This window comes from Aurantimonas marina, from assembly GCF_017183135.1.
Taxonomy (GTDB): Bacteria; Pseudomonadota; Alphaproteobacteria; order Rhizobiales; family Rhizobiaceae; genus Aurantimonas; species Aurantimonas marina.
The window spans coordinates 37,350-58,085 of record NZ_JADDXW010000004.1; the positions used below are offsets into that span (position 1 = coordinate 37,350).

21 protein-coding genes are annotated in these 20,736 nt (G+C 63.7%); 5 read left to right on the top strand and 16 right to left on the bottom strand.

What is annotated here, in order from left to right:
* Window positions 1–13: 13 nt before the first annotated feature.
* The 5 genes from ING15_RS06035 to ING15_RS06055 form a co-directional block, all read right to left on the bottom strand.
* On the bottom strand, window positions 14–712 hold the full coding sequence (locus tag ING15_RS06035) for an ABC transporter ATP-binding protein (protein ID WP_206453894.1): 699 nt from the start codon (window positions 710–712) through the stop codon (window positions 14–16).
* A complete protein-coding gene (locus tag ING15_RS06040; RefSeq protein WP_206453895.1) occupies window positions 712–1,467 on the bottom strand; it encodes an ABC transporter ATP-binding protein in 756 nt (251 codons plus the stop codon). Before ING15_RS06040 ends, ING15_RS06035 begins: the two co-directional genes overlap by 1 nt.
* The gene (locus tag ING15_RS06045) at window positions 1,464–2,486 is read right to left on the bottom strand and encodes a branched-chain amino acid ABC transporter permease (protein WP_206453896.1); all 1,023 of its coding nucleotides are present in this window, start codon (window positions 2,484–2,486) and stop codon (window positions 1,464–1,466) included. The genes ING15_RS06040 and ING15_RS06045 overlap by 4 nt, the downstream gene beginning before the upstream one ends.
* A complete protein-coding gene (locus tag ING15_RS06050; protein ID WP_206453897.1) occupies window positions 2,483–3,409 on the bottom strand; it encodes a branched-chain amino acid ABC transporter permease in 927 nt (308 codons plus the stop codon). The genes ING15_RS06045 and ING15_RS06050 overlap by 4 nt, the downstream gene beginning before the upstream one ends.
* Window positions 3,410–3,559: 150 nt before the next feature.
* Window positions 3,560–4,741 carry an ABC transporter substrate-binding protein gene (locus tag ING15_RS06055; RefSeq protein WP_206453898.1) on the bottom strand — a complete coding sequence of 394 codons (1,182 nt, stop codon included), beginning with the start codon at window positions 4,739–4,741 and terminating at the stop codon, window positions 3,560–3,562.
* Between the two features lie 251 nt (window positions 4,742–4,992).
* Between ING15_RS06055 and ING15_RS06060 the strand changes: the two genes are divergently transcribed.
* Window positions 4,993–5,553 (top strand): c-type cytochrome, encoded by a 561-nt coding sequence (locus ING15_RS06060; RefSeq protein ID WP_206453899.1) that lies wholly within the window; start codon window positions 4,993–4,995, stop codon window positions 5,551–5,553.
* Window positions 5,554–5,675: 122 nt separating this feature from the next.
* Here the strand turns inward: ING15_RS06060 and ING15_RS06065 are convergent, their stop codons facing one another.
* Both ING15_RS06065 and ING15_RS06070 read right to left on the bottom strand, forming a co-directional pair.
* Complete coding sequence (locus ING15_RS06065; protein ID WP_206453900.1) at window positions 5,676–6,116, bottom strand: DUF6691 family protein; 441 nt, start codon at window positions 6,114–6,116, stop codon at window positions 5,676–5,678.
* Between the two features lie 5 nt (window positions 6,117–6,121).
* Complete coding sequence (locus ING15_RS06070) at window positions 6,122–6,559, bottom strand: YeeE/YedE family protein (protein ID WP_206453901.1); 438 nt, start codon at window positions 6,557–6,559, stop codon at window positions 6,122–6,124.
* Window positions 6,560–6,645: 86 nt separating this feature from the next.
* Between ING15_RS06070 and ING15_RS06075 the strand changes: the two genes are divergently transcribed.
* The 3 genes from ING15_RS06075 to ING15_RS06085 all read left to right on the top strand — a co-directional run bounded on the left by ING15_RS06075 (window position 6,646) and on the right by ING15_RS06085 (window position 9,121).
* Window positions 6,646–6,957 carry an ArsR/SmtB family transcription factor gene (locus ING15_RS06075; RefSeq protein ID WP_232845602.1) on the top strand — a complete coding sequence of 104 codons (312 nt, stop codon included), beginning with the start codon at window positions 6,646–6,648 and terminating at the stop codon, window positions 6,955–6,957.
* A 117-nt stretch (window positions 6,958–7,074) separates the two neighbouring features.
* Window positions 7,075–8,535 carry a multicopper oxidase family protein gene (locus ING15_RS06080; protein WP_206453903.1) on the top strand — a complete coding sequence of 487 codons (1,461 nt, stop codon included), beginning with the start codon at window positions 7,075–7,077 and terminating at the stop codon, window positions 8,533–8,535.
* Between the two features lie 88 nt (window positions 8,536–8,623).
* Complete coding sequence (locus ING15_RS06085; protein ID WP_206453904.1) at window positions 8,624–9,121, top strand: hypothetical protein; 498 nt, start codon at window positions 8,624–8,626, stop codon at window positions 9,119–9,121.
* Between the two features lie 220 nt (window positions 9,122–9,341).
* Here the strand turns inward: ING15_RS06085 and ING15_RS06090 are convergent, their stop codons facing one another.
* Window positions 9,342–9,905 (bottom strand): L,D-transpeptidase, encoded by a 564-nt coding sequence (locus ING15_RS06090; RefSeq protein WP_206453905.1) that lies wholly within the window; start codon window positions 9,903–9,905, stop codon window positions 9,342–9,344.
* Between the two features lie 49 nt (window positions 9,906–9,954).
* Between ING15_RS06090 and ING15_RS06095 the strand changes: the two genes are divergently transcribed.
* Window positions 9,955–10,326, top strand: coding sequence for a hypothetical protein (locus tag ING15_RS06095; protein ID WP_206453906.1), 372 nt, complete (start codon window positions 9,955–9,957; stop codon window positions 10,324–10,326).
* Between the two features lie 73 nt (window positions 10,327–10,399).
* On the opposite strand, the gene ING15_RS06100 is transcribed toward ING15_RS06095, so the two are convergent.
* From ING15_RS06100 to ING15_RS06135, 8 genes are all read right to left on the bottom strand, one after another.
* Window positions 10,400–10,783 (bottom strand): c-type cytochrome, encoded by a 384-nt coding sequence (locus ING15_RS06100; protein ID WP_332873784.1) that lies wholly within the window; start codon window positions 10,781–10,783, stop codon window positions 10,400–10,402.
* A gap of 322 nt (window positions 10,784–11,105) precedes the next feature.
* Window positions 11,106–13,862 (bottom strand): cation-transporting P-type ATPase, encoded by a 2,757-nt coding sequence (locus ING15_RS06105; protein ID WP_206453908.1) that lies wholly within the window; start codon window positions 13,860–13,862, stop codon window positions 11,106–11,108.
* Window positions 13,863–14,360: 498 nt separating this feature from the next.
* The gene (gene lexA / locus ING15_RS06110) at window positions 14,361–15,092 is read right to left on the bottom strand and encodes a transcriptional repressor LexA (RefSeq protein WP_206453909.1); all 732 of its coding nucleotides are present in this window, start codon (window positions 15,090–15,092) and stop codon (window positions 14,361–14,363) included.
* A 43-nt stretch (window positions 15,093–15,135) separates the two neighbouring features.
* Window positions 15,136–16,374 (bottom strand): molybdopterin molybdotransferase MoeA, encoded by a 1,239-nt coding sequence (locus ING15_RS06115; protein ID WP_206453910.1) that lies wholly within the window; start codon window positions 16,372–16,374, stop codon window positions 15,136–15,138.
* On the bottom strand, window positions 16,371–16,868 hold the full coding sequence (gene moaC, locus ING15_RS06120) for a cyclic pyranopterin monophosphate synthase MoaC (RefSeq protein ID WP_206453911.1): 498 nt from the start codon (window positions 16,866–16,868) through the stop codon (window positions 16,371–16,373). The genes ING15_RS06115 and moaC overlap by 4 nt, the downstream gene beginning before the upstream one ends.
* Complete coding sequence (trpC, locus tag ING15_RS06125; RefSeq protein WP_206453912.1) at window positions 16,865–17,680, bottom strand: indole-3-glycerol phosphate synthase TrpC; 816 nt, start codon at window positions 17,678–17,680, stop codon at window positions 16,865–16,867. Before trpC ends, moaC begins: the two co-directional genes overlap by 4 nt.
* Window positions 17,677–18,708 carry an anthranilate phosphoribosyltransferase gene (trpD, locus tag ING15_RS06130; protein ID WP_206453913.1) on the bottom strand — a complete coding sequence of 344 codons (1,032 nt, stop codon included), beginning with the start codon at window positions 18,706–18,708 and terminating at the stop codon, window positions 17,677–17,679. The genes trpC and trpD overlap by 4 nt, the downstream gene beginning before the upstream one ends.
* Window positions 18,705–20,594: a peptidyl-prolyl cis-trans isomerase gene (locus ING15_RS06135; RefSeq protein WP_206453914.1), complete on the bottom strand. Its 1,890-nt coding sequence runs from the start codon at window positions 20,592–20,594 to the stop codon at window positions 18,705–18,707. Before ING15_RS06135 ends, trpD begins: the two co-directional genes overlap by 4 nt.
* Between the last annotated feature and the right edge of the window lie 142 nt (window positions 20,595–20,736).

Genomic DNA, 20,736 nt, shown 5'->3' on the forward strand with positions numbered 1-20,736 from the left:
GTGTTGGTCAGTGTCAGACATGCAGAAACCGGTCCTTGATCTCCGGCGTCGACCTGAGTTGGTCCGTCGTTCCGGTCCAGGCGATGCGGCCCTTCTCGATAACGACGTGACGGTCGGCGAAGCGTGCGAGCGCATCGACGTTCTTGTCGATGACGAGGATAGCCGCCCCGGCCTCCTTGATGGCGGCAAGGCAAGTCCAGATTTCCTCGCGAATGAGCGGAGCCAGCCCTTCGGTGGCCTCGTCGAGGACGACGAGACGGGGATTGGTCATCAGCGCGCGGCCGATCGCCAGCATCTGCTGTTCACCACCGGACAGCTGATTGCCCATATTGCGCCGACGTTCCTGAAGCCGTGGGAACAGCCGGTAAATTTTGATCAGCGTCCATTCGGCGGACCCCGTACCGGCGCGATGGGTAGCCACGAGGTTCTCTTCGACCGACAGCGTCGGAAAGATCTGCCGGCCTTCCGGCACCAGGCCAAGGCCGTGCTTGGCAATGACGTGGGGCGCGCGCCCGGTGACATCGTCGCCGTCGATGAGAATTCGGCCGCCGCGCGGCTTCAAGAGCCCGAACAGCGATTTGACGGTCGTGGTCTTGCCCATGCCGTTGCGGCCGAGCAGCGTGACGACCTCGCCCGCGGCGACCGTCAGATCGATCCCGAACAGGACGCGGGAGTCGCCATAGCCGCTTTCGAGACCTTCGATCGCCAACATCAGGCGGCCTCCTCTTCGCCGAGATAGGCACTGCGCACTTCGGGGTCCAAGCGCACCGCCTCGGGCGTGCCGGTGGCGATCAATCGGCCATAGACGAGAACGCTCACCCGGTCGGCGAGAGCGAACACCGCCTCCATGTCGTGTTCGACGAGAACGACGGTGTGCGTGGACTTCAGCTCCAGCACGAGATCCACGAGCACGGCGGATTCCTCGTGGCCGGTACCCGCGAGCGGTTCGTCGAGCAGCAGCAATCGCGCCCCGGTGGCCAAGGCGATAGCGATTTCGAGCTGGCGTTTTTCGCCGTGCGACAGGCTGCCGGCGCGGCGGTCCGCCCGGTCGTCCAACCGGACGCGCGCCAGCGCCGCCATCGCCTCGTCGTTGAGCTGGGCTTCGCGCGCCGCTGGCGCGAAGAAGCGGAAGCTCGAGCCCGACCGCGCCTGGACGGCCATCGCGGCGTTTTCCAGGACGGTGAAGCCGTCGAGGATCGAGGTGATCTGGAAGGATCGCGCAAGACCGCGGTGCACTCGCTCGGCCATGCCAAGACGGGTGACGTCCTTGCCGGCGAAGCGGACGGTGCCCGAATTGCCGCGGAGGCTTCCGGAAAGTTGATGGATCAGCGTCGTCTTGCCGGCCCCGTTCGGGCCGATGATCGCATGGAGTTCGCCGGGCGCGACAACGAGGCTGACATCATCGGTAACAGCGAGCGCACCATAGGATTTTCTGAGATTCCGAACGTCGAGCAACGGTGTCGTCATGACCGCGCGCCCCCGAATAGACGGGAAGCGAAGCCGGCGATGCCGCCTCGAGTGAAGAGGACGAGGAGCACGAGGAGAATGCCGAGCCAGAGCTTCCAGTGTTCGGAAAACTGCGCCAGCCAATCCTCCAGCAGCAGAAAGGCGATCGCCCCGGCGATTGCGCCGACGAGGGTTCCCATGCCGCCGAAGACAACCATGACGATGAGCTCGCCCGAGCGTTGCCACGTCATGTAGGCGGGCGAGACGAACTCCGCCTGATTGGCGAGGAAGACCCCGGCGACGCCGGCAATCGCGCCCGCGATGACATAGGCGGTCAGTTGGTACGGGAAGGGGGCAAAGCCGATCGCCTGCATGCGAAGCCGATTGTCGCGGGTTCCCCGCAGCACCCTGCCGAAGCGTGAGGCGACCAAGGCCCTCAGTCCGACAAAGGCCAGGACAAGGAAACCGAGGGCGCCGTAGAAGAGGACGAGATCGCTCTCCAGCAAGTCTGCGCCGAACAGCGTCGAACGGTTGGAGAGAGTGATGCCGTCATCGCCGCCATAGGCCGACAGCGAGACCATGAAGAAATATGCCATCTGACCGAAGGCGAGGGTGATCATGATGAAATAGACGCCCTTGGTCCGCAGCGAGATCGCCCCGGTGATCAGGGCGAAGAACGCTGAAACCAGGATAGCGGCGAGTGTCTGAAGCAAAATGTCCTCGATGCCGTTCGCCGCCAGGATCGCGACAGAATAGGCACCCAGACCGATGAAGGCCGCATGGCCGAAGGAAACCATCGCGCCGTAGCCGAGCACGAGATCAAGAGAGAGCGCCGCGATCGCGAAGATCGTCAGGCGCGTCGCGGTAACGAGCAGGAACGGGTCGTCGAGCGCCCATGCCAGCAATGGCAGGAGCCCGAGACCGGCGATGATGACAGCGGCCGCGACACTGGCACCGTGACGCCCGAGAAGCGGGCGACGAACGGGGCCGATGTCGATCCGCGAAGCGGGGGCGGCAAGGTCCGACAAGCCGGTTGTCATGCGGCCGCCCCTTTGGCCGGGAACAGACCGGACGGCCGGAAGAACAACACGGCAGCCATCAGGATGTAGATCAACATCGGCGCCAGGGTTCGGCCGGTCTGTGAGGCGGCCGCCGGGTCCATCAGGCTGCGCAGCAGGATCGGCCCGAAGGTGCGGCCGAGCGTATCGACCAGACCGATCAGGATCGCCGCAACGAAGGCGCCTCGAACCGAACCGACGCCACCGATGACGATGACGACGAAGGCGAGGATCAGGACGCTGTCACCCATGCCGGGCTCGACGGAGAGGATCGGCGCGACCATGGCGCCGGCAAAGCCCGCCAGCATCGCTCCAAGGCCGAAGACGACCATGAACAGCCGCCCGATGTCGACCCCGAGCGCGGACACCATCGGCGCGTTAGTGGCGCCGGCGCGGAGCAGCATGCCGATCCGCGTGTGATTGACCATCAGATAAAGTCCGAGCGCGGTAAGCAGGCCAGCCGCAATGATGGCCACGCGGAAGAATGGATAGCGCATGTTGCCAATCAGCGGGATCGAGCCGGACAGAATGTTGGGGATCGGCACGCTCATCGGCGCCGCGCCCCAGATGATCTTCACGCCCTCATTGAGGATCAGGATCAGCCCGAAGGTGGCGAGTACCTGATCGAGGTGATCGCGGTCATAGAGACGTCGGAAGATCAGGAATTCCAGAACGATACCGAAGGCGAGCGTCGCCGGCAGGGCAAGGGCGAGCCCGAGGAAGAAATCACCGGTGAAGGCCGTGAAGGTCGCCGCGAGGTAGGCGCCGACCATGTACAGAACGCCGTGCGCGAGATTGATCAGGTCCATGACCCCGAAGATCAGGGTCAGCCCGGCAGCGACGAGGAACAACAGGATGCCGAGCTGGATCCCGTTCAGCGCCTGGAGAAGGAAAAGGTTGAACATCCGTGCCCTTCGGCGGCTCGTTCATCGCGGCAAACGGCCATGATGCCATCCTGGCACCGCCTGTCCAGAACGGCGGCGCTCGACGTCAAGATCGACACCCGCTCGGCGCCGGCCGGGGGTTGGTCCCCCGCCAGCTTCAGCAGCAGTCCGCTACTGCATCTTGCATTCGGCGGCGTAATTGTCCTGGTAGTCGTCGAAAATCTTTTCGGCGATCTCAGTCTGGTATTTGCCGTCGTCGCGCTTGGCCACCTTGACCAGGTAGAAGTCCTGGATCGGGTAGTGGTTGTTGCCGAGCTTGAAATCGCCGCGCAGGGACTGGAAGTTGGCAGCCTCAAGCGCCGAACGTAAGGCATCCTTGTCGGAAAGATCGCCCCCGGCCGCCTTGATGGCGCTGTCAATCAGCTGCGCGGCATCGTAGGCCTGCATCGCGTACGTGCCGGGAATGCTTCCGTATTTTTCCTCATAGGCCGCAACGAAGGCCTTGGACTGCTCGTTGTCCATGTCCGGCGCCCAGTTGGCGCCGCCATAGAAGCCAACGGCCGCATCCTGCTGGGCGGGCAGGGTGGTCTCATCGACGGTGAAGGCGGACAGGAACGGAATGTTGTCGAGCCCGGCCTGACGGTACTGTTTGACGAGATTCACGCCCATGCCGCCCGGCATGAAGGTGAAGACGGCGTCCGGCTGCTCGGCGGCGATCTGCGCGAGCTCGGCCGAGAAATCGAGCTGGCCGAGCGGCGTATAGATCTCGTTGACCACCTCGCCCTTATAGGAATGCTTGAAGCCGGCCAGCGAATCTTTGCCCGCCTGATAGTTCGGGGCGAGCAGGAACAGGCGCTTGTAGCCGGTATCCTCGGCGTATTTGCCGAGAACCTCGTGCACCTGATCGTTCTGGTAGGAGGTGACGAAGAAGTTCTTGTTGCACTCGGTCCCGGCGAAATTCGATGTGCCAGCATTTGGGCTGATCAGGAAGGCGCCGCCGTCCGTTACCGGCTTGGTGATCGCCATCAGTATGTTGGAGAAGATTGGCCCGACGACAAAGTCGGCGTCGTCGCGCTCAACCAGTTCGCGCGCTTTGTTGGCGGCGATATCGGGTTTCAGCTCGTCGTCGACGGTGGTGATCTCGGTCTCCAGGCCGCCGAGCTTGCCGCCCATCTTCTCGACCGCCAGCAGAAAGCCATCGCGGCCTTGCTCTCCGAGCACCGCGGCCGGACCGCTCAAGGTAAACATCAGGCCGATCTTCAGTTTTCCGTCGTCGGCGGTCTGGGCCATCGCCGCGCCGGACAAGGCCGTTGCGGTCAAAAGGGCGATGGTGGCGGCCCGGATCGAACTCATCTCTTGATCTCCATTCAAAAAGGTCGCTAACAATGGTCCGTCCCCAGCCGGAGATCGGACCGACAGAAGCGTCGAAGATCCGCGGCAGAAATCAGTGGACATCGGAACTTCCGCCCCCACACGAAAATTAGTTTACGCATAAAATATCGACTGGCAACAGACATTGACCGGATTTTCGCTCGCTGATTGTTTGGCGGTGCGATAGCGGCGGCACGAGCCACCCGGTTTCGATGCAAGGAGGACGACGCAGAATGACCCGACCACATCGGCTCCTATTGTGGCGGATCGTCCGGATAGGCGCCATCGCAATGGTTCTGCTTGTCGTGCTCGCGGGAGGGCAGCTGCTGTTCGGTTCCGGCCCCTTGACCGATCGCAGCGCATGGCCGTCCGAATTTCGCAGCAATGGCGAGCGAATTTATTTCACCGCGACCAGTGCCTCGGGCCAGCAGATCACGCCTCAGGGCGGAAACATGCATATGATGATGTCCGGCGGCGGATGCGTCGCCTGTCATGGCGCGGATCGGGGCGGCGGGCGCCTGATGCCACGTTTCTGGCAGTCTGTGCCACCGCTGACGGCCGCCGCTTTGTTCGGCGAGCACGATGAGGCCGCCGAGGCGGAAGGCGCGGTCGAGGACGACGGTCACGGCGATCACGACGACTACACCGACGCCACATTGCGACGGGCCATCACCGACGGCGTCGATCCCGGCGGCGAGCGCCTCGATCCGGTGATGCCGCGGTGGTCGATTGGGGTCGAGGATATGACGGATCTCATCGCCTATCTGAAGACGCCGGTCAACGGCGCGGAATGAGCGGCGCGGCGCTGATGCTTCCGCAGCGGCTCGCACCGTCCGCCGCCGTTCAACGCCAATATCGGGACGCCCGAGATTTGACCGCACGTTGAAAAATCATGAGCCACGTCTACGGCTTGAAGTCAGGTCGCAAATCTTGGCCTTTTGGCCTTCAGCCGCAAGGTGATCCACAAGCCGGCCAGCATGCCGACCACCATCGCCGGCAGGAAAGCGAGCGTACCCGGCGCAGCCAGCGGCAAGGCTGTCCAGGCGGGGCCGGGGCAAAAGCCGCCGATTCCCCAGCCGATCCCGAATATCGCCGCGCCTGTCAGAAGCGGCGCATCGATATCCGCTCGCGTCGGGATTTCGAAGCGCGGCATCATCAAAGGACGCTCGCGCCGCCAGATCAGCCGGTAACCGACGAAGGTGGTCAGGGATGCGCCACCCATGACGAAGGCAAGGCTGGGGTCCCATGCACCGAAAACATCCAGGAAGTTCAGAACCTTCGCGGGATTCGACATGTCGGAAATTACCAGACCCAGACCGAAGACGAGGCCCGACGTCAGTCCCAATATAAATCGCATGTTCGTTATCCGATGATGTGTCGGAGGAAGAGGACCGTAAGGAAGGCGGTTGTCATGAAAGTTCCGACTGCAACCAGCGATCGCATCGACAGTCGCGCCAGACCGCAGACGCCATGACCGCTAGTACAACCCGAACCCCAAATCGTCCCGAAGCCGACCAGGAGCCCAGCCAGGATCATCACGACCAGATCGTCGGATACAGTCTGGACAACCGGCCCACCAGTAATGAAGGTGAGCAGCAGCGGCGCGGCGACAAGGCCCACCAGGAAGGCCAGACGCCAGCTCCAATCGGATCGAATGGTTGGCAAGGCTCCGACGGTGATCCCGGAAATTCCCGCAACCCGGCCGAAAAGCGCCATGACCATGACGGCTGCCAAACCGATCAGGACCCCGCCGAACAGCGAGCCCCAAGGGGTGAATTCGGTGATAATGGAAGGTGGCATCGTTTGATTCCTTCTGACAAACGGCCCTTTAACGACCGCCGCAGGAGGGCCATATATGAATCATGTCTAAAGTAGTCAAATCTAATATGTTGGAATTGGACGCCCGTGCCGCCAGTGTCGCGGCGATCCTCGCGCTCATGGGCAACGCCCATCGACTGCGCATTCTTTGCAGGCTCGCCGAAGACGAAGCCTCGGTCGGGGTCCTGGTATGCGAGGTCGGTCTCAGTCAGTCCGCCTTGTCCCAACATCTGGCAAAGCTTCGGGCGGGGGGACTGGTGTCCACCCGGCGCGACGCCCAGACGATCTTCTACTCGCTCGCGAGCGAGGAGATCCGTGCAATCATGACGAGCCTTTACGATGTATTCTGCCGCCACGGGGAGCGGGACACGGAATTCTGACGCCGGCAATTCCTCAAAGCCGATTTTCGCAAAGGCCCGCTGCGCGGCGGCGGTTCCTTCAGATGCGATACCAATCCAACAAATCCGCAGGTCGTCCCGCGAGGAGAAAGATTTGAGATGAACAGACGCGAACTCTTGGTGAGCGGCTCCTCGCTTCTTGCCTGGCTGGCAACTTCCGGCTTGGCCTCAGCCGCGAATGCCGAGGTGGTTGCGGGAAAGATGGAGGAGGATATCCGACTTCCGCCACTATTGGACGGGCGCACCGGCCCGATCCGTCTTGAGGCCAAAGCCGGGGCGACGGTTTTCGCCGGCGGCGCCCCATCCTCGACGATGGGGTTCAATCAAAGCTATCTCGGGCCGACTGTTCTGCTGCGGCGCGGAACGATCCCCCCGGTTCGAGTCGAGAACGGCGTCGATGTACCGATCACCCTCCATTGGCATGGCCTGACAGTCCCCAGCTCGGCGGACGGCGGCCCCGGGACCGAAATCGCACCGGGCGCGGGCCGTGATGTCGAGCTGCCGATCCGGCAACCGGCCGCGACCCACTGGTACCACACCCATGTTCACGGCCGCACGGCCCCTGATGTCTATGCCGGGCTCGCCGGTGCCGTGATCCTGCAGGACGACGACGAGGCCGGCATCGAACTCCCCCGGACCTATGGCGTCGATGATTTCGTCCTCATTCTCCAAGACAAGCGTTTCGATGGGTCGGGCAGGGCGGTATACGAGCCGGGCATAATGGACATCATGCATGGCTTTCGCGGCGACGCGGTTCTCGTCAACGGTCAGCTTCGGCCGATCGCCAAGGCGCCGCGCGGTCTCGTGCGGCTGCGTTTGATCAACGCTGCAACTTCGAGTCCCTTCGATCTGTCGCTCGAAAGCGGCCGGCCGCTCGTACTGATCGGTGTCGATCAAGGCCTGCTCGATGCGCCGATAGAAGTGGACAGGGTCTTGCTCGCACCCGGCGAACGCATAGAGCTTCTGGTCGATCTGGGGCAGGGCGAGGAACGCCTCATGGCGGCCTCGCAGTCATCATCCATGGGCATGATGGGCGGTAATGCCGGGAGCGCGGTCCTCTTGACGCTTGCGCCCGACGACGGCCGGGAAGCCGCCGTGACCTCCATACCGCAGCGCCTGCCTACTAGCTCCGCGGTTGCCATTGCGGCAACCGGCACGCGGCGTCGTTTCGTCCTGGACGAAGGCATGGGGCCGATGAACATGGTCCGCGGTCTGGTCGGCGGCTCCCCGGTGATGACCATCAACAGCAAGCGCTACGAGATCGACCGTATTGATTTTTCGACGCCGGTGGGTGCAAAGGAACACTGGACGATCGCCGCCAACCAGATGGCGCATCCGTTCCACGTTCATGGCGCGAAGTTCCAAGTGCTGAAGAACGGCGGTCGCGAACCACGTCCCGAGGAACGGGGATGGAAGGACACGGTCTTGGTGAACGGAGAGGCCGAACTTGCGGTTTCCATCGACGCTGAAACCAGCGAGGGTCTGCCGTTCGTATTCCACTGTCATATTCTGGAGCACGAAGACGCCGGGATGATGGGGCAATTTACGACGCAAGTTTAGAGCATGGGACGGATCAGGTTAGCCGGCGGGGCCGAGCGAACCGACCGACGGCCCCATGCGCCGCGAGCGACCCGATCGAAGGGGCCGAATGATTACGTCAGACCCGCAGCAGTGTGATAAGGGGCAGGGGCTATGGGCGGTCCCCGAAGTCTCGTTCGCCCTGTTCTCCTTCGCCTTCCATTTCATTTGGGAGTTCCTGCAGGTTCCAACCTTCGAAGGAATGGCGGAGCTTCCGCACTGGGAGGGCGTGAAAATCTGCACCTACGCCACCGTCGGCGATGTGGGTATCGCCCTGACCGCCTTCTGGATCACCTCGCTTGCCGCGCGAACGCGACATTGGATACGCCACAAGAAGGGATGGCAGCTGCTGATCTTTCTGGCCGTCGGCCTCGTCATCACCGTTGGGCTCGAATTCTATTACGTCGAGATATCCAACCGCTGGTCCTATTCCGAACTGATGCCGCTAGTGCCGCCATTCGGTACCGGTCTTGCACCGCTGCTTCAGTGGATCGTCGTGCCGCTGCTGGTCGTCGAGCTGACCCGGCGCAATCTTCGGGGCATGTCGAGAATCGCGACAAGACGATAGGCGGATTCCGGTGCTCGCCAGCGACCGCAAATGCCTGTTCCCGAGCAGCAATGGCCGACATTCGGGTCGAGCCGTCCGACTTCGGGCACGACGGCCGAGGCACATCCGCCGCGATGAGAGCCTGACCCTCTTGCCGTCGCGCAATGGTGGCCCGCCCGGCATTCCGCCGGAGGCGGGCAACCCCATTTCCGGCCGCGTGGCCACCGACACTCGAGTTTGCTTAGATGACGACCACCCGTGCGCCGACCGGAACACGGTTATAAAGATCGATCACATGATCGTTGATCATCCGGATGCAGCCATTGGAGACGGACCGTCCGATCGACCAGGGCTCGGTCGTACCGTGGATCCTGTAATAGGTGTCTCGCTTGCCGCGATAGAGATAGAGCGCGCGCGCGCCGAGCGGGTTTCTTGGTCCACCGGGTACGCCGTTGGCATAGCGTGCATACTTGCCCGGCTCACGACGGATCATGTTCTTGGTCGGCGTCCAACTCGGCCACTTCGCCTTTCGTCCGATCCGCGCGGATCCCTTGAAAGCGCGTCCTGCCTTGCCGACGCCGACGCCGTAGCGTCGTGCCAGACCATCGCCGAGCACCAGGTAGAGAAAATGGTTGCGCGGATCGACCACGATCGTTCCCGCTTGGTAGCCACCAAATTTCACCGTCTGGGGCAGGTATTTCGGATTGAGCTGGAACGCCTGGCGGGGCCCGTGCGCCAGAGCCGGCATCGCGGAGGTCAGCAAACCGCCTAAGCCGGCCAGAAGAAGAGCACGTCTTGAGAGCATTTTCGTCATCCTGATCATCTTACGTCAAAGGGAGGGGACACCGCGATCGATGTCCGAAGCGGAACGTCAGCTGATCGGAGGACGAAATAAGCCAGTACGGCACCCTGAAGCTGCCGACAAGGCGCCGGTGAAAAGCCGCTCTCGCCCGTCGTCGGGGGTCGCCGCGGCGAATCCGGACAGAGTGACCCCGCAGTCCACGGGACACTGGGACATCCTGTGCCAAGCATTGATTTCGTCGTCGCAGCAATCCACGACCCTGGTGAGACCGTCGCCGTCATCAGCCGTTGCCGACGGGACGTCCGCAATGAGCGGGCCGCGATGCGCGACACTGGCTGATGCGGCGACCGCGCCGCCGCTGTGCGTCATCGCCAAGACCGTCACGAGCAGGATCAGGAACAACAACCTCATGGCAGTACGGTAACAATCTCCGCTTAAGTATTCCCTATCCCAGCTAATCAATGAATCGTGAATTATGCCATTCGGCCGCCGCGGGATTATTGGATCCCATTGGCACGCTGCAACGCGCGAACATATGCGGCGATCTGACTGACGTTCTTTGGCGAAATCCCTTCGATCGGAGGCATATTCCCGAAGCCCCAGTGATGATCGCGAACCCCGTTCTGCACGGCCAGTTGGAAAGCTGCGTCGGCGTGATGGTTGGGCTCATAGATCTTATGCACGAGAGGAGGCGCCTTGCCGCCTCGTCCGGCGGCGTTGACGCCATGGCAAGTCGCACAATTGGTATTGAAAAGCGTCTCACCTCGGCTCTCCTCGGCGGTCAGTTCCGGAACGATCACCTCCGCCAGGGCTGCTCCAGCGCCGGCACCGTCCCCGCCTCGGCCACCGAGACGCCACCAGATGGCAAGGGCCGTCGCCACGAGAACGATCGTGAAAATGAGTGCGCGATTTCTCATTCTGGCTTCCCTCTGCTGGGCCTATCTCCACTCGGTTAGGGGACCCCGGCCGGTAAGGTCAAGATCGCTTCGACCATTACCGCCTCCCGTGACCACTCGAGATTTGCCCTGAAGCTGCGGGCTTGGTGCATGCACGACGCTCGAACGGGCGAACCTGCGGCATGATCGCAACCTCGAGTATGCCATCACGCTCCGACCAATACCTTCGGCGGGATGGTGTCCGGCATCGCCGCTTTGACCGCAAAGACTGCAGGGCGTTGCGCGGGCACGATAGGCTGCCCCGCCATCACAGCACCATGCGACGGATCCATTTCTCCGCTTCCAGAACGAACAGCAGCCCCAAGCCAATTCCCAGAATGATCGCTCCATCCGCCGGCGCGATTGCCCGCGTCTCGAACACGGCCCGCATGAAGGGTGCGTAGGTGAAGACCAGTTGCAGGATGACGGTCAGGCCGACGCCGAGCAGCACCGCCGGGGTGCCGACGACACCGGTGAAGGTCAGCGAGGTCAGGTGCAGATAGCGTACGGAAAACAGATAGAAGATTTCCATGACGACGATCAGGTTGACGACCAGGGTTCGAGCGTAGGCCAACTCGTCGCCGCGTTCGATCGACCAGAAGAAGAGAGCAAAGACGGCGCCCGCGAACAGGATGGAAACCAGGACGATCCGCCAGACCATTTCCATGTCGAGCAGCGACGCATTGCCTGGTCTGGGCCGCCGGTCCATCACCGTCGGCTCGGCCGGTTCGAAGGATAGGGTCAGGCCGAGCGCGACGGCGGTGACCATATTGATCCACAGAATCTGGACCGGCGAGACCGGAAGCACGAAGCCCAGAAGGATCGCCCCGACGATCACCAGCGACTCGCCGCCATTGGTCGGCAGCGTCCAGGCGATGACCTTGCGGATGTTGTCGTAAATCGTGCGCCCCTCGCGGACGGCGGCGACAATCGAGGCGAAATTATCGTCAGCCAGCACCATGCGCGCGGCCTCTTTGGCGGCTTCGGTGCCCTTTATGCCCATCGCCACCCCCACATCCGCGCGTTTGAGGGCAGGGGCGTCGTTGACACCGTCACCGGTCATGGCAACCACCTTGCCCCACGCCTGCAGCGCTTCGACGAGTCGCAGCTTGTGCTCCGGCGCGGCCCTGGCGAACACATCTACGTCCACGACGCGGCGATGCAGTTCTCGGTCGTCCATCGCCTCGATCTGGTTGCCTGTCAGAACGCCATCACGCGTATTGAGTCCGAGCTGGCCGGCGATAGCGAGCGCGGTGACCGCATGATCGCCGGTGATCATCTTGACGTCGATGCCGGCCCGGTAGCAGTCGGCGACCGCCTCGATGGCTTCCGGACGCGGTGGATCGATGAAGCCGGCAATGCCGAGCAGCGTGAAGCCCTCCGCCATGTCGTTCATGCCCAGCGTCGCCTGGTCGCCGACGGACCTCACGGCAAAGGCCAGCACGCGCTGACCCTCGCGGGCCAATGCGTCGATCCGTTCCAACCATGCCTCATGCTCCAGCGGCGCGACCTCGCCACCCGCGATCTGATTGGCGCACATGGCGATGACATGATCGGGGGCGCCCTTGACGAAAATCGTGTTGCCTCCGGCACCGTCGACGTTCAGCGTCGCCATGAACCGATGGGCGGCGTCAAAGGGAATCTCGTCGAGCCGGCGATGACGGGCGCGTTCTGAGACCGGGTCGAGACCAGCCTTGTGGGCGAGGGCGATCAGCGCGCCCTCCATCGGGTCGCCGGCGACGCTCCACGCGCCATCGCCACCACGATGCAGATGGGCGTCGTTGCATAACAGGGCCGCGCGCGCGAAGTTGCCAAGGGCGCCGGCCGCATCGACGGTCGATCGCGCCTCCGCGCCGCGCAATTCACCGTCGGGAGCATAGCCGTCGCCGGTGACCGCGATCGCTTCGCCGTCCGCCTCCATGACCACCGCCCGCACCACCATCTCATTGCGCGTCAACGTTCCGGTCTTGTCGGTACAGATGACCGAGACGGCGCCCAGCGTCTCGACGGCGGGCAGCTTGCGAATGATCGCGTGCCGACGCGCCATGCGCTGTACGCCAAGCGCCAGGGTGATCGTCAGGACAGCGGGAAGGCCCTCCGGGATTGCGGCGACGGCCATGCCCACCATGACCAGAAAGGCATCCTCGGGCGCATAGCCACGCGCCAGTACTGCGAGAGCGAAGACGCCGCCGCTAGCGGCGAGGATCACCGCGGTCAGCCACCGCGCGAACCGGTCGATCTGTTTCAGCAGCGGCGTGGCGAGCTCGTCGATGCCCTCCAGCATCGTGCCGATCCGTCCGATCTCGGCGCGAGATCCCGTCGCGACGACCAGACCGACGCCACGACCCGAGCTGATGAGTGTTCCGGAAAACGCCATTGAGGTTCGATCGCCCAGTGACGCATCCGGTCCCACCGGAGTGGTCTCCTTGACCACCGGCACCGACTCGCCGGTGAGAGCCGCCTCCTGGGCGTGTAGCCCGCGTGTCTCCAGAAGCCGTAGATCAGCCGGCACGCGGTCGCCCGCTTCGACCAGCACCACGTCGCCGGGCACAAGCTCGGCAGCCGGTAGGGTCACGCGCGCTCCCTCACGCAATGCCGAGGCCTGAGCTGAGAGCATCGAGCGCACGGCAGCTAGCGAATCCTCTGCCCGCCCCTCCTGCCAGAAACCGATGACGGCGTTCAGGATGACGACGGCGAAGATCACCAGCGTATCGGTCCAATGGCCGAGCAACGCCGTCACGATCCCGGACGCGATCAGAACGTATATGAGGAGATTGTTGAACTGGGCGAGCAAGCGGGCGAGAGGCCCGCGTCGCGGCGGTTCCGGTAAGGCGTTCGGACCGTAGCGCTCAAGCCGCGCCGCCGCCTCGACCGTCGACAGCCCCTCGGGCCGTGCGTCGGCCTGGTCCAGCGCCGCCGCCGGGTCGAGCGCATGCCAGATGATCGTCCCTTCGTCCAACGCTGTGCCGTTCAGCTTGGACGCGTGATCCGGCTGTCGCCGGTGAGGGAACCCACGATTCTCCATTCTCGGTCGCTCCGGATGCTTGTCGACTTGGCTGAGCCCACCTTTGCGATTGAAGCGATACCACAGCGGATACTGGTTTTCCCCATATATCCGACGGCTGGTAGGGGCCCTTGATCAGCGGCGCGGATTTGGCAGTCGTAGTCAGTCCAGAGAATAGACGTCATCCAGAGATCTTAGCGCCGCTCCAGCGCCGGAAGTAGAACACTCATCTCTTCTGATTGTTCGACGGAGAGGAGAGCGTCTTTCGACTGCGCATCCGTGCACCCGAGGCGGACGGGAACCTTCGGAAGCACCAGAGCACGAATGACGCTGTGTTCCGCATATTCTGGTACGTCCACAGGACTGAGCTGAATACTAATCTGAAATTCTAGTAGGTCGACCGCCTCATCCTCGATGAATGATGATGCTTCGATCCGGTCGACACTGTGCCAGATCCAACTGGCAGGCGCCGGGGCAGCTGGCTCGGCGCGATCGATTGCCAACTTGTCGACCCGGACCTCAGTATTTGCGGATGAGCCCGACCAGCCGGCCCTGGACCTTGACCCGCTCGGAGCCGAAGATCCGCGTTTCATAAGCCGGATTGGCAGCCTCCAGCGCGATCGTATTGCCGCGGCGGCGAAACCGCTTCAGCGTGGCTTCCTCCTCGTCGACCAGCGCGACGACAATCTCCCCGGGCGTTGCCGTATCGGCCCGACGGATCACCACCGTGTCGCCGTCAAGGATCCCGGCTTCGATCATCGAATCGCCCTTGACCTCGAGCGCATAATGTTCGCCGCCACCGAGCATGTCCGGCGGCACGGCGAGGGAATGGGTGGTGTGCTGGATCGCCGAAATGGGAACGCCGGCGGCAATCCGGCCCATCACCGGGATCGCGACCGTGGCCGATTCCGAAGCTCTCGTCGTCGCACGCCGGGAAACCGGCTCCGACGTCTTGCGTGTTACCTCGCGGCTCCCTTCGATGACGCTCGGCGTAAACCCGGCGCGGCCGACCGGAGCGGGGCGATCATTCTGCATCGCTTCGGGCAGCTTCAAGATTTCCAGCGCCCGCGCGCGATTGGGCAGGCGCCGAATGAAGCCCCGCTCCTCAAGCGCGGTAATCAGACGATGGATGCCGGATTTCGACCGAAGCTCCAGCGCGTCCTTCATTTCGTCGAAGGAGGGAGGCACGCCGGTGTCCCTCAGCCGTTCGTGAATGAACGACAAAAGGTCGTGCTGCTTGCGTGTCAGCATCAAGGCAACTCCCTAAAACAAAACCTGAACAAACCTATCTGTTCTAGTTGTGTTCCGCAAGACCCTTCCATTCGTCGAGGATAACGAAGCGGCAAGCCTCGCCGGCGCTCGCCGGAGCCGCCGAAGACGGCCGCACGAGAAGAGCGTCCGCCTTTGCGTAGGTCGACAGGAGGGAGGAATCCTGGCGGGGCATCGGGATGACCCGGACGGCGCCATCCATCCCGACCTCCAGCTGCGAGCGGACGAAGTCGGTCCGCATGCCATTTTCCGGCATCGGCGCACCAAGCAGCCCATGCCGGTAGAGCGGGCGATCCGGAAATCCGGCCAACCGGCGCACCAATGGAACCAGGAACAACGTTGCCGCGACCATGGAGGAGGCCGGATTGCCGGGCAGTCCGACAATCGTCAGCTCGTCGAGCCGCCCCGCCATCAATGGCTTGCCGGGACGCATCGCGACCTTCCAGAAGTCGAGCGCGACGTCGCGTGCGGCAAACACCTTGCCGACTAGGTCATGATCGCCGACTGACGCCCCGCCGATCGTAACGAAGATGTCGGCTGCTTCGTCCATTGCCCGCGTCAGGCCCGCATCGATGTCGGGCGCGCGGTCGCGTGCGATGCCGCAGTCGATGACCTCGCCGCCGGCGTCCGCAACCATCGCCGCGACGCCGAAGGAATTGGAAGCGACGATCTGCCAGTCGCCCAGCGGCTCGCCCGGCAAAGCGAGTTCGTCGCCGGTCGCGAGAATCGCCACTTTCGGCCGTGCCAGAACCTTCAGGGACGTATGACCGGCGCTAGCGCCCAATGCGATCGCGCCGGACGTCAGCCAGGTCCCGTTCGCCAACAGGGTCTCGCCTTCGACGAAGTCGATGCCGGCTTCCCTGACATATTGGCCGAAATCGACGGAGGCGGTCGGACGCACCGTGCCGTCGGTTTCCATTCGCGTATTTTCCTGGATCAGAACCGCGTCGGCGCCTTTAGGCACTGGTGCTCCAGTGAAAATACGCACTGCCTCGCCAGGTTCCACGGCCCCCGTGAAGGCGCATCCCGCGGCGGACTCGCCGATGACCCGTAGAGCCCGGAATGGCTCCGTTGCATCGGCCGAGCGGACGGCGTAGCCGTCCATGGCGGATGCGACGAAGGAAGGCTGGGTGCGGCGCGCTAGAACATCCTCCGCGAGGACGCGCCTGGACAACTGCAGCAGCGGTAGAATTTCGGTGCGGGCGAGTGGCGACGCGCTGCTCACCAATCGTCGATAGGCTTCCTCGACGGGAAGGAGACTCACGACGCGGCTGCCGTGAAGTCGCCGGAACGGCCGCCGGACTTCGATAGCAGCCGGATGCCCGACACGCGCATCGAGCGATCCACAGCCTTGGCCATGTCATAGATCGTCAGGCACGCCACGGAAACCGCCGTGAGCGCCTCCATTTCGACGCCGGTCTTGCCGCTGACCTTGGCCAGTGCCGTGACGCGCAGACCGGGCAGTGTAGCATCCGGCATTATTTCGACGCCGATCTTCTCCAGCATCAGCGGATGACAAAGAGGGATCAGCTCGTGCGTGCGCTTGGCCGCCATGATGCCGGCGATCCGAGCAATCCCGATGACGTCGCCCTTCTTGGCTTCGCCGGCGAGAATCAGATCCAGCGTCGCCGGCTGCATGGCGACGAAACCTTCGGCCTCGGCGACCCGCACGCTGTGGGCCTTTTCGCCGACATCGACCATCGAGGCGGCACCGGCCGCGTCGAGATGGGTGAGTCCGACCTGCTTGGTGTCGCTCATGACAAGGTTCCCGATTGGCGGGTCGCGCCGAGCAGCACGCGCGTCGCCGCTTCCACATCGGCCTGGCGCATCAGGCTTTCCCCGACGAGGACGGTGCGGATGCCCCGATCGGCGAGGCGCAGGCAGTCGGCATGGGTGAAGATGCCGCTCTCTCCGACGAGAATCCTGTCGTCCGGCACCAGCGCCGCCAGTCGCTCGGCCGTTGCCAGGCTGGTCTCGAAGGTGCGAAGATTGCGATTGTTGATCCCGATCAGCGGCGTGCGGAGCTTGAGCGCGCGTTCGGTCTCCTCCGCATCATGGACCTCGACCAGGACATCCAGTCCATAATGGTCCGAGGCGGCTTCCAGATCGCGCGCCAGCACATCGTCGACGGCGGCCATGATGATCAGAATCGCATCCGCGCCCCAGGCGCGCGCCTCTGCCACCTGATAGGTGTCGAACAGGAAATCCTTGCGCAGCGTCGGCAGCGCGGTCGCCGCCCGCGCCGCCGTCAGATAGGCTGGCGCACCCTGGAACGAGGGAGTATCGGTGAGGACGCTGAGGCATGTTGCGCCCCCTCGCTCATACGCCGCCGCGAGAGCCGGCGGATCGAAATCCTCTCGGATCACGCCCTTCGAGGGACTGGCCTTCTTCACTTCCGCGATCAGCGCCAGACCGTCCGTGGCATGCCGTCTGCGGATCGCCGCCGCAAATCCTCTTGGCGTATCCGAGGGATCGATCGAGGCCTCGAGATCGGCGAGCGGCAGGTGCTGTTTGGCGGCAGCGATCTCGTCGCGCTTGTATGCCTCGATTCTCTCAAGGATGTCGCTCATGCGGACGCCTCGCCGGTTTTCCTCGTTGCTGCGACGAGACGGCCGAGCGCGGCGCGCGCCTGGCCGTCGTCGATCGCGTTGGCAGCCATCGCCACGCCACCACGCAGATCCTCCGCCTTGCCCGCCATCACCAAGGCCCCGGCGCTATTGAGAAGAACGATGTCGCGGTAGGCATTCTTTGTGCCATCGAGAACCGCCAGCAATGCGGCGGCATTGGCGTTTGCGTCGCCGCCCTTGATGTCGGCAAGGGGCGACCGCTGCAACCCGACGTCCTCCGGCTCGACGGTGAAGGTGCGAATCTCGCCATTGCTCAGCGCGGCGACCGCGGTCGTTCCCGACACGGTCATTTCGTCGAGCCCGTCACCATGCACGACCCAGGCGGATTCGGTTCCCAACTCGCGCAGGGTCTCGGCAAGCGGCAGCAGCCATTGCGGCGAGAACACGCCGATCAGCAACTTCGTCACGCCCGCCGGATTCGACATCGGCCCGAGCAGGTTGAAAATCGTCCGGGTGCCGAGCTCGACCCGGCTGGGACCGACGAAGCGCATCGCGGCATGATGCGTCGGAGCGAACATGAAGCAGAGACCGGCATCGGCGAGCACCCGCGAGATCGCATCCGGCGTCAGGTCGACATCGACCCCGAGCGCGGCCAGCACATCCGCCGCTCCCGATTTCGAGGACAGGGCCCGATTGCCGTGCTTGGCGATGACGAGACCGCACCCGGCAAGGACGAAGGCCGAGCAGGTCGAGACGTTCAGCGTGCCGGCGTGATCGCCGCCAGTGCCGACAATGTCGATGGCGGCCGGGGGCGCCGCGACCGGCAACATGTTGGCGCGCATCACCGAGACGGCGCCCGCCATCTCCTCGACGGTCTCGCCGCGCACCCGGAGCGCCATCAGAAAGCCGCCGATCTGTGAGGGCGTCGCTTCGCCCGCCATCATCACCGCAAAGGCAGCTTCCGCCTCGGATCGCGTCAGGGACTGACCGTCCGCGACCTTGGCGATGAAGGGTTTCAGACTTTGGCTCACCGGACGATCGCCTTGGCATTTTCTATGGCGGCCGGACTGACGCTGAGCGGCGTGTCGTTTTGCAGGAGCGTCACGTAGCTCTGCAGGAGATCGTTCTCGAAAATGCCCTTCAACTGCTGGCGCTCCTGCGCCGCGACATTCGCGGCCGGATCAGCGGGAGGCGCGACTTCAGTGACTTTCAGGACAATCTGGGAGCCCGGCTCGCGGCCCCGCGCGGTGGCAATGGTCCCATCGCCGCCGGAAAACGCTGCCGAGACGCCGACCTGACCCAGAACGGATGCGCCGGACTGACGCGTGATCGAAGCCGCCGTCTGCTTGCGCAGGCCTGATTCCGCCGCCACGTCGTCCATGGTCTTGCCAGCTTCGACTTCGGCCTTCAACGCGTTGGCTTTTTCGCTCAGGAGTCGCTGGGTCTCATCATTCTTCCAGTCGGCGAGCACGCGGTCGCGTGCTTCGTCGAAGGTGCGTTCGCGCGCCGGGTCGATGCTAACGACATCGTAGAAGACATAGCTGTTCGATTCGAAATTGATCGGCACATTGTCGAATCCCGGCTCGGTCTCGAAGGCACCGGCAAGAAGCTCTTCCGCCGCCGGAAGTTCCGCGATCGGCGCGCCATCGGGGGCACGCCCTTGGGCGTCGACCGCCGGAACGGTTTCGGCCGAAATACCCGCGGCCTGGGCCGCCTCGGCGAAGCTGGCACCACCGGCGCGCGCATCCTCGAAAGCGTTGTACGCGCTGGCGGCGGTGTCGTTCGCTGCGACGAGCGCCAGATCCTTGCGTATCTCGTCCGAGACATCGGCGAGCGGACTCACACCCACCGGCTGGATTTCCGAAACGCGCAGGATCGCCGGGCCGAAGGCCCCGGCAACAACGTCCGATATCGCCCCTTCGCCCAGGGAAAACGCCGCTTCGGAGACCTTCGCGTCCGGAATTTCAGATTTGGAGACCAAGCCGAGGTCGGTATCTTCGACGGTCCGTCCGGCCTCCTTGGCGACATCTTCAAAGCTCGCGCCACCGTCCAGCTTGGCCTTGGCTGCGTCGGCGGCCGCCTTGTCGGCGAAGACGATCTGCTGGACCCGCCGCCGCTCCGGCGTGGTATAGCGCTCCTTCCTCTGCTCGTAGTCCGCCTTCACCTGCTTGTCGGTGATTGCTGCCGGATCGCTGAGTGTTTCGGGCGTCAGGAGAGCATAGCTGATCGAGCGATACTCCGGCGCGGCGTATTTCGCCTTGTTCTCCTCGAAATAGGCCTTCAACACGTCGTCCGATGGATCGGCGACCGGTGGCACGGTCGAAGGCGTCAGGCTGATATAATCGACCGTCCGACGCTCGCCATTGTAGAGGCCGAGTGCTGTCTCGAACGTCACGGGCGTGTTGCCGCCTTGCGAGATCGCCTCGACGATCTGGCTGCGAATGGCGGCGTCTTCCTGGCTGCGGATATAGTCCCGCTCCCGGATCCGGGCATTGGCGAGGACAGCTTGAAAGGCGTTGCGCGAAAAATTTCCGGACGCATCCTGAAACGAGGGGTCGGCCGCGATTAGACGGGCCAGGCGATCTTCCGAGAGGCCGAGGCCGATGCGACGGCCCTGTTCGTCAAGCATGGCGCCTGCCACAAGCTGGCTGAGGACGCTCTGGTCAACGCCGAACACGGCGGACTCCTCGGTGGTTGGGCGGCGGCCAATCTGCTGCGCGACGCGGGCCTGGGCGCGGTTGTAGGCCAAGGCGTAGTCTTCCAGCGAGACCTCAGTCTTGCCAGCGGTCAGTACCGTGGTCGCCGTGTCGCCGCGAAAGACGTCACCGATTCCCCAGGCCGCGAAGCTGACGACGAGAAGGGCCAGCAGGATCTTCGCGGTCCAGCCGGAAATGCTGCCTCGGAGCGTGTTGAGCATCGTGGTCTCCCTTCGCCCACCCGACCTTCGCGGCAGCGAAGCGAGGCAAGGGCGTCTATCGTTCTCAGCCTTAATAGGAAACAGCGCAGGCCGGGCGCAAGCAGGCTGAGCGATTGATTTCTCGGCTCCCTCGCAAATTGCC

Excerpts from the sequence above, each read along its gene's own strand:
- ING15_RS06065 (WP_206453900.1), bottom strand. The coding sequence starts at position 6,116 with ATGCGATTTATATTGGGACTGACGTCGGGCCTCGTCTTCGGTCTGGGT.
- ING15_RS06040 (WP_206453895.1), bottom strand. The coding sequence starts at position 1,467 with ATGACGACACCGTTGCTCGACGTTCGGAATCTCAGAAAATCCTATGGT.
- ING15_RS06050 (WP_206453897.1), bottom strand. The coding sequence starts at position 3,409 with ATGTTCAACCTTTTCCTTCTCCAGGCGCTGAACGGGATCCAGCTCGGC.
- ING15_RS06085 (WP_206453904.1), top strand. The coding sequence starts at position 8,624 with ATGATTACGTCAGACCCGCAGCAGTGTGATAAGGGGCAGGGGCTATGG.
- ING15_RS06055 (WP_206453898.1), bottom strand. The coding sequence starts at position 4,741 with ATGAGTTCGATCCGGGCCGCCACCATCGCCCTTTTGACCGCAACGGCC.
- ING15_RS06105 (WP_206453908.1), bottom strand. The coding sequence starts at position 13,862 with ATGGAGAATCGTGGGTTCCCTCACCGGCGACAGCCGGATCACGCGTCC.
- ING15_RS06070 (WP_206453901.1), bottom strand. The coding sequence starts at position 6,559 with ATGCCACCTTCCATTATCACCGAATTCACCCCTTGGGGCTCGCTGTTC.
- ING15_RS06095 (WP_206453906.1), top strand. The coding sequence starts at position 9,955 with ATGTCCGAAGCGGAACGTCAGCTGATCGGAGGACGAAATAAGCCAGTA.
- ING15_RS06075 (WP_232845602.1), top strand. The coding sequence starts at position 6,646 with ATGTTGGAATTGGACGCCCGTGCCGCCAGTGTCGCGGCGATCCTCGCG.
- ING15_RS06090 (WP_206453905.1), bottom strand. The coding sequence starts at position 9,905 with ATGCTCTCAAGACGTGCTCTTCTTCTGGCCGGCTTAGGCGGTTTGCTG.
- ING15_RS06135 (WP_206453914.1), bottom strand. The coding sequence starts at position 20,594 with ATGCTCAACACGCTCCGAGGCAGCATTTCCGGCTGGACCGCGAAGATC.
- ING15_RS06080 (WP_206453903.1), top strand. The coding sequence starts at position 7,075 with ATGAACAGACGCGAACTCTTGGTGAGCGGCTCCTCGCTTCTTGCCTGG.
- ING15_RS06045 (WP_206453896.1), bottom strand. The coding sequence starts at position 2,486 with ATGACAACCGGCTTGTCGGACCTTGCCGCCCCCGCTTCGCGGATCGAC.
- ING15_RS06035 (WP_206453894.1), bottom strand. The coding sequence starts at position 712 with ATGTTGGCGATCGAAGGTCTCGAAAGCGGCTATGGCGACTCCCGCGTC.
- moaC (WP_206453911.1), bottom strand. The coding sequence starts at position 16,868 with ATGAGCGACACCAAGCAGGTCGGACTCACCCATCTCGACGCGGCCGGT.
- ING15_RS06060 (WP_206453899.1), top strand. The coding sequence starts at position 4,993 with ATGACCCGACCACATCGGCTCCTATTGTGGCGGATCGTCCGGATAGGC.
- lexA (WP_206453909.1), bottom strand. The coding sequence starts at position 15,092 with ATGCTGACACGCAAGCAGCACGACCTTTTGTCGTTCATTCACGAACGG.
- trpC (WP_206453912.1), bottom strand. The coding sequence starts at position 17,680 with ATGAGCGACATCCTTGAGAGAATCGAGGCATACAAGCGCGACGAGATC.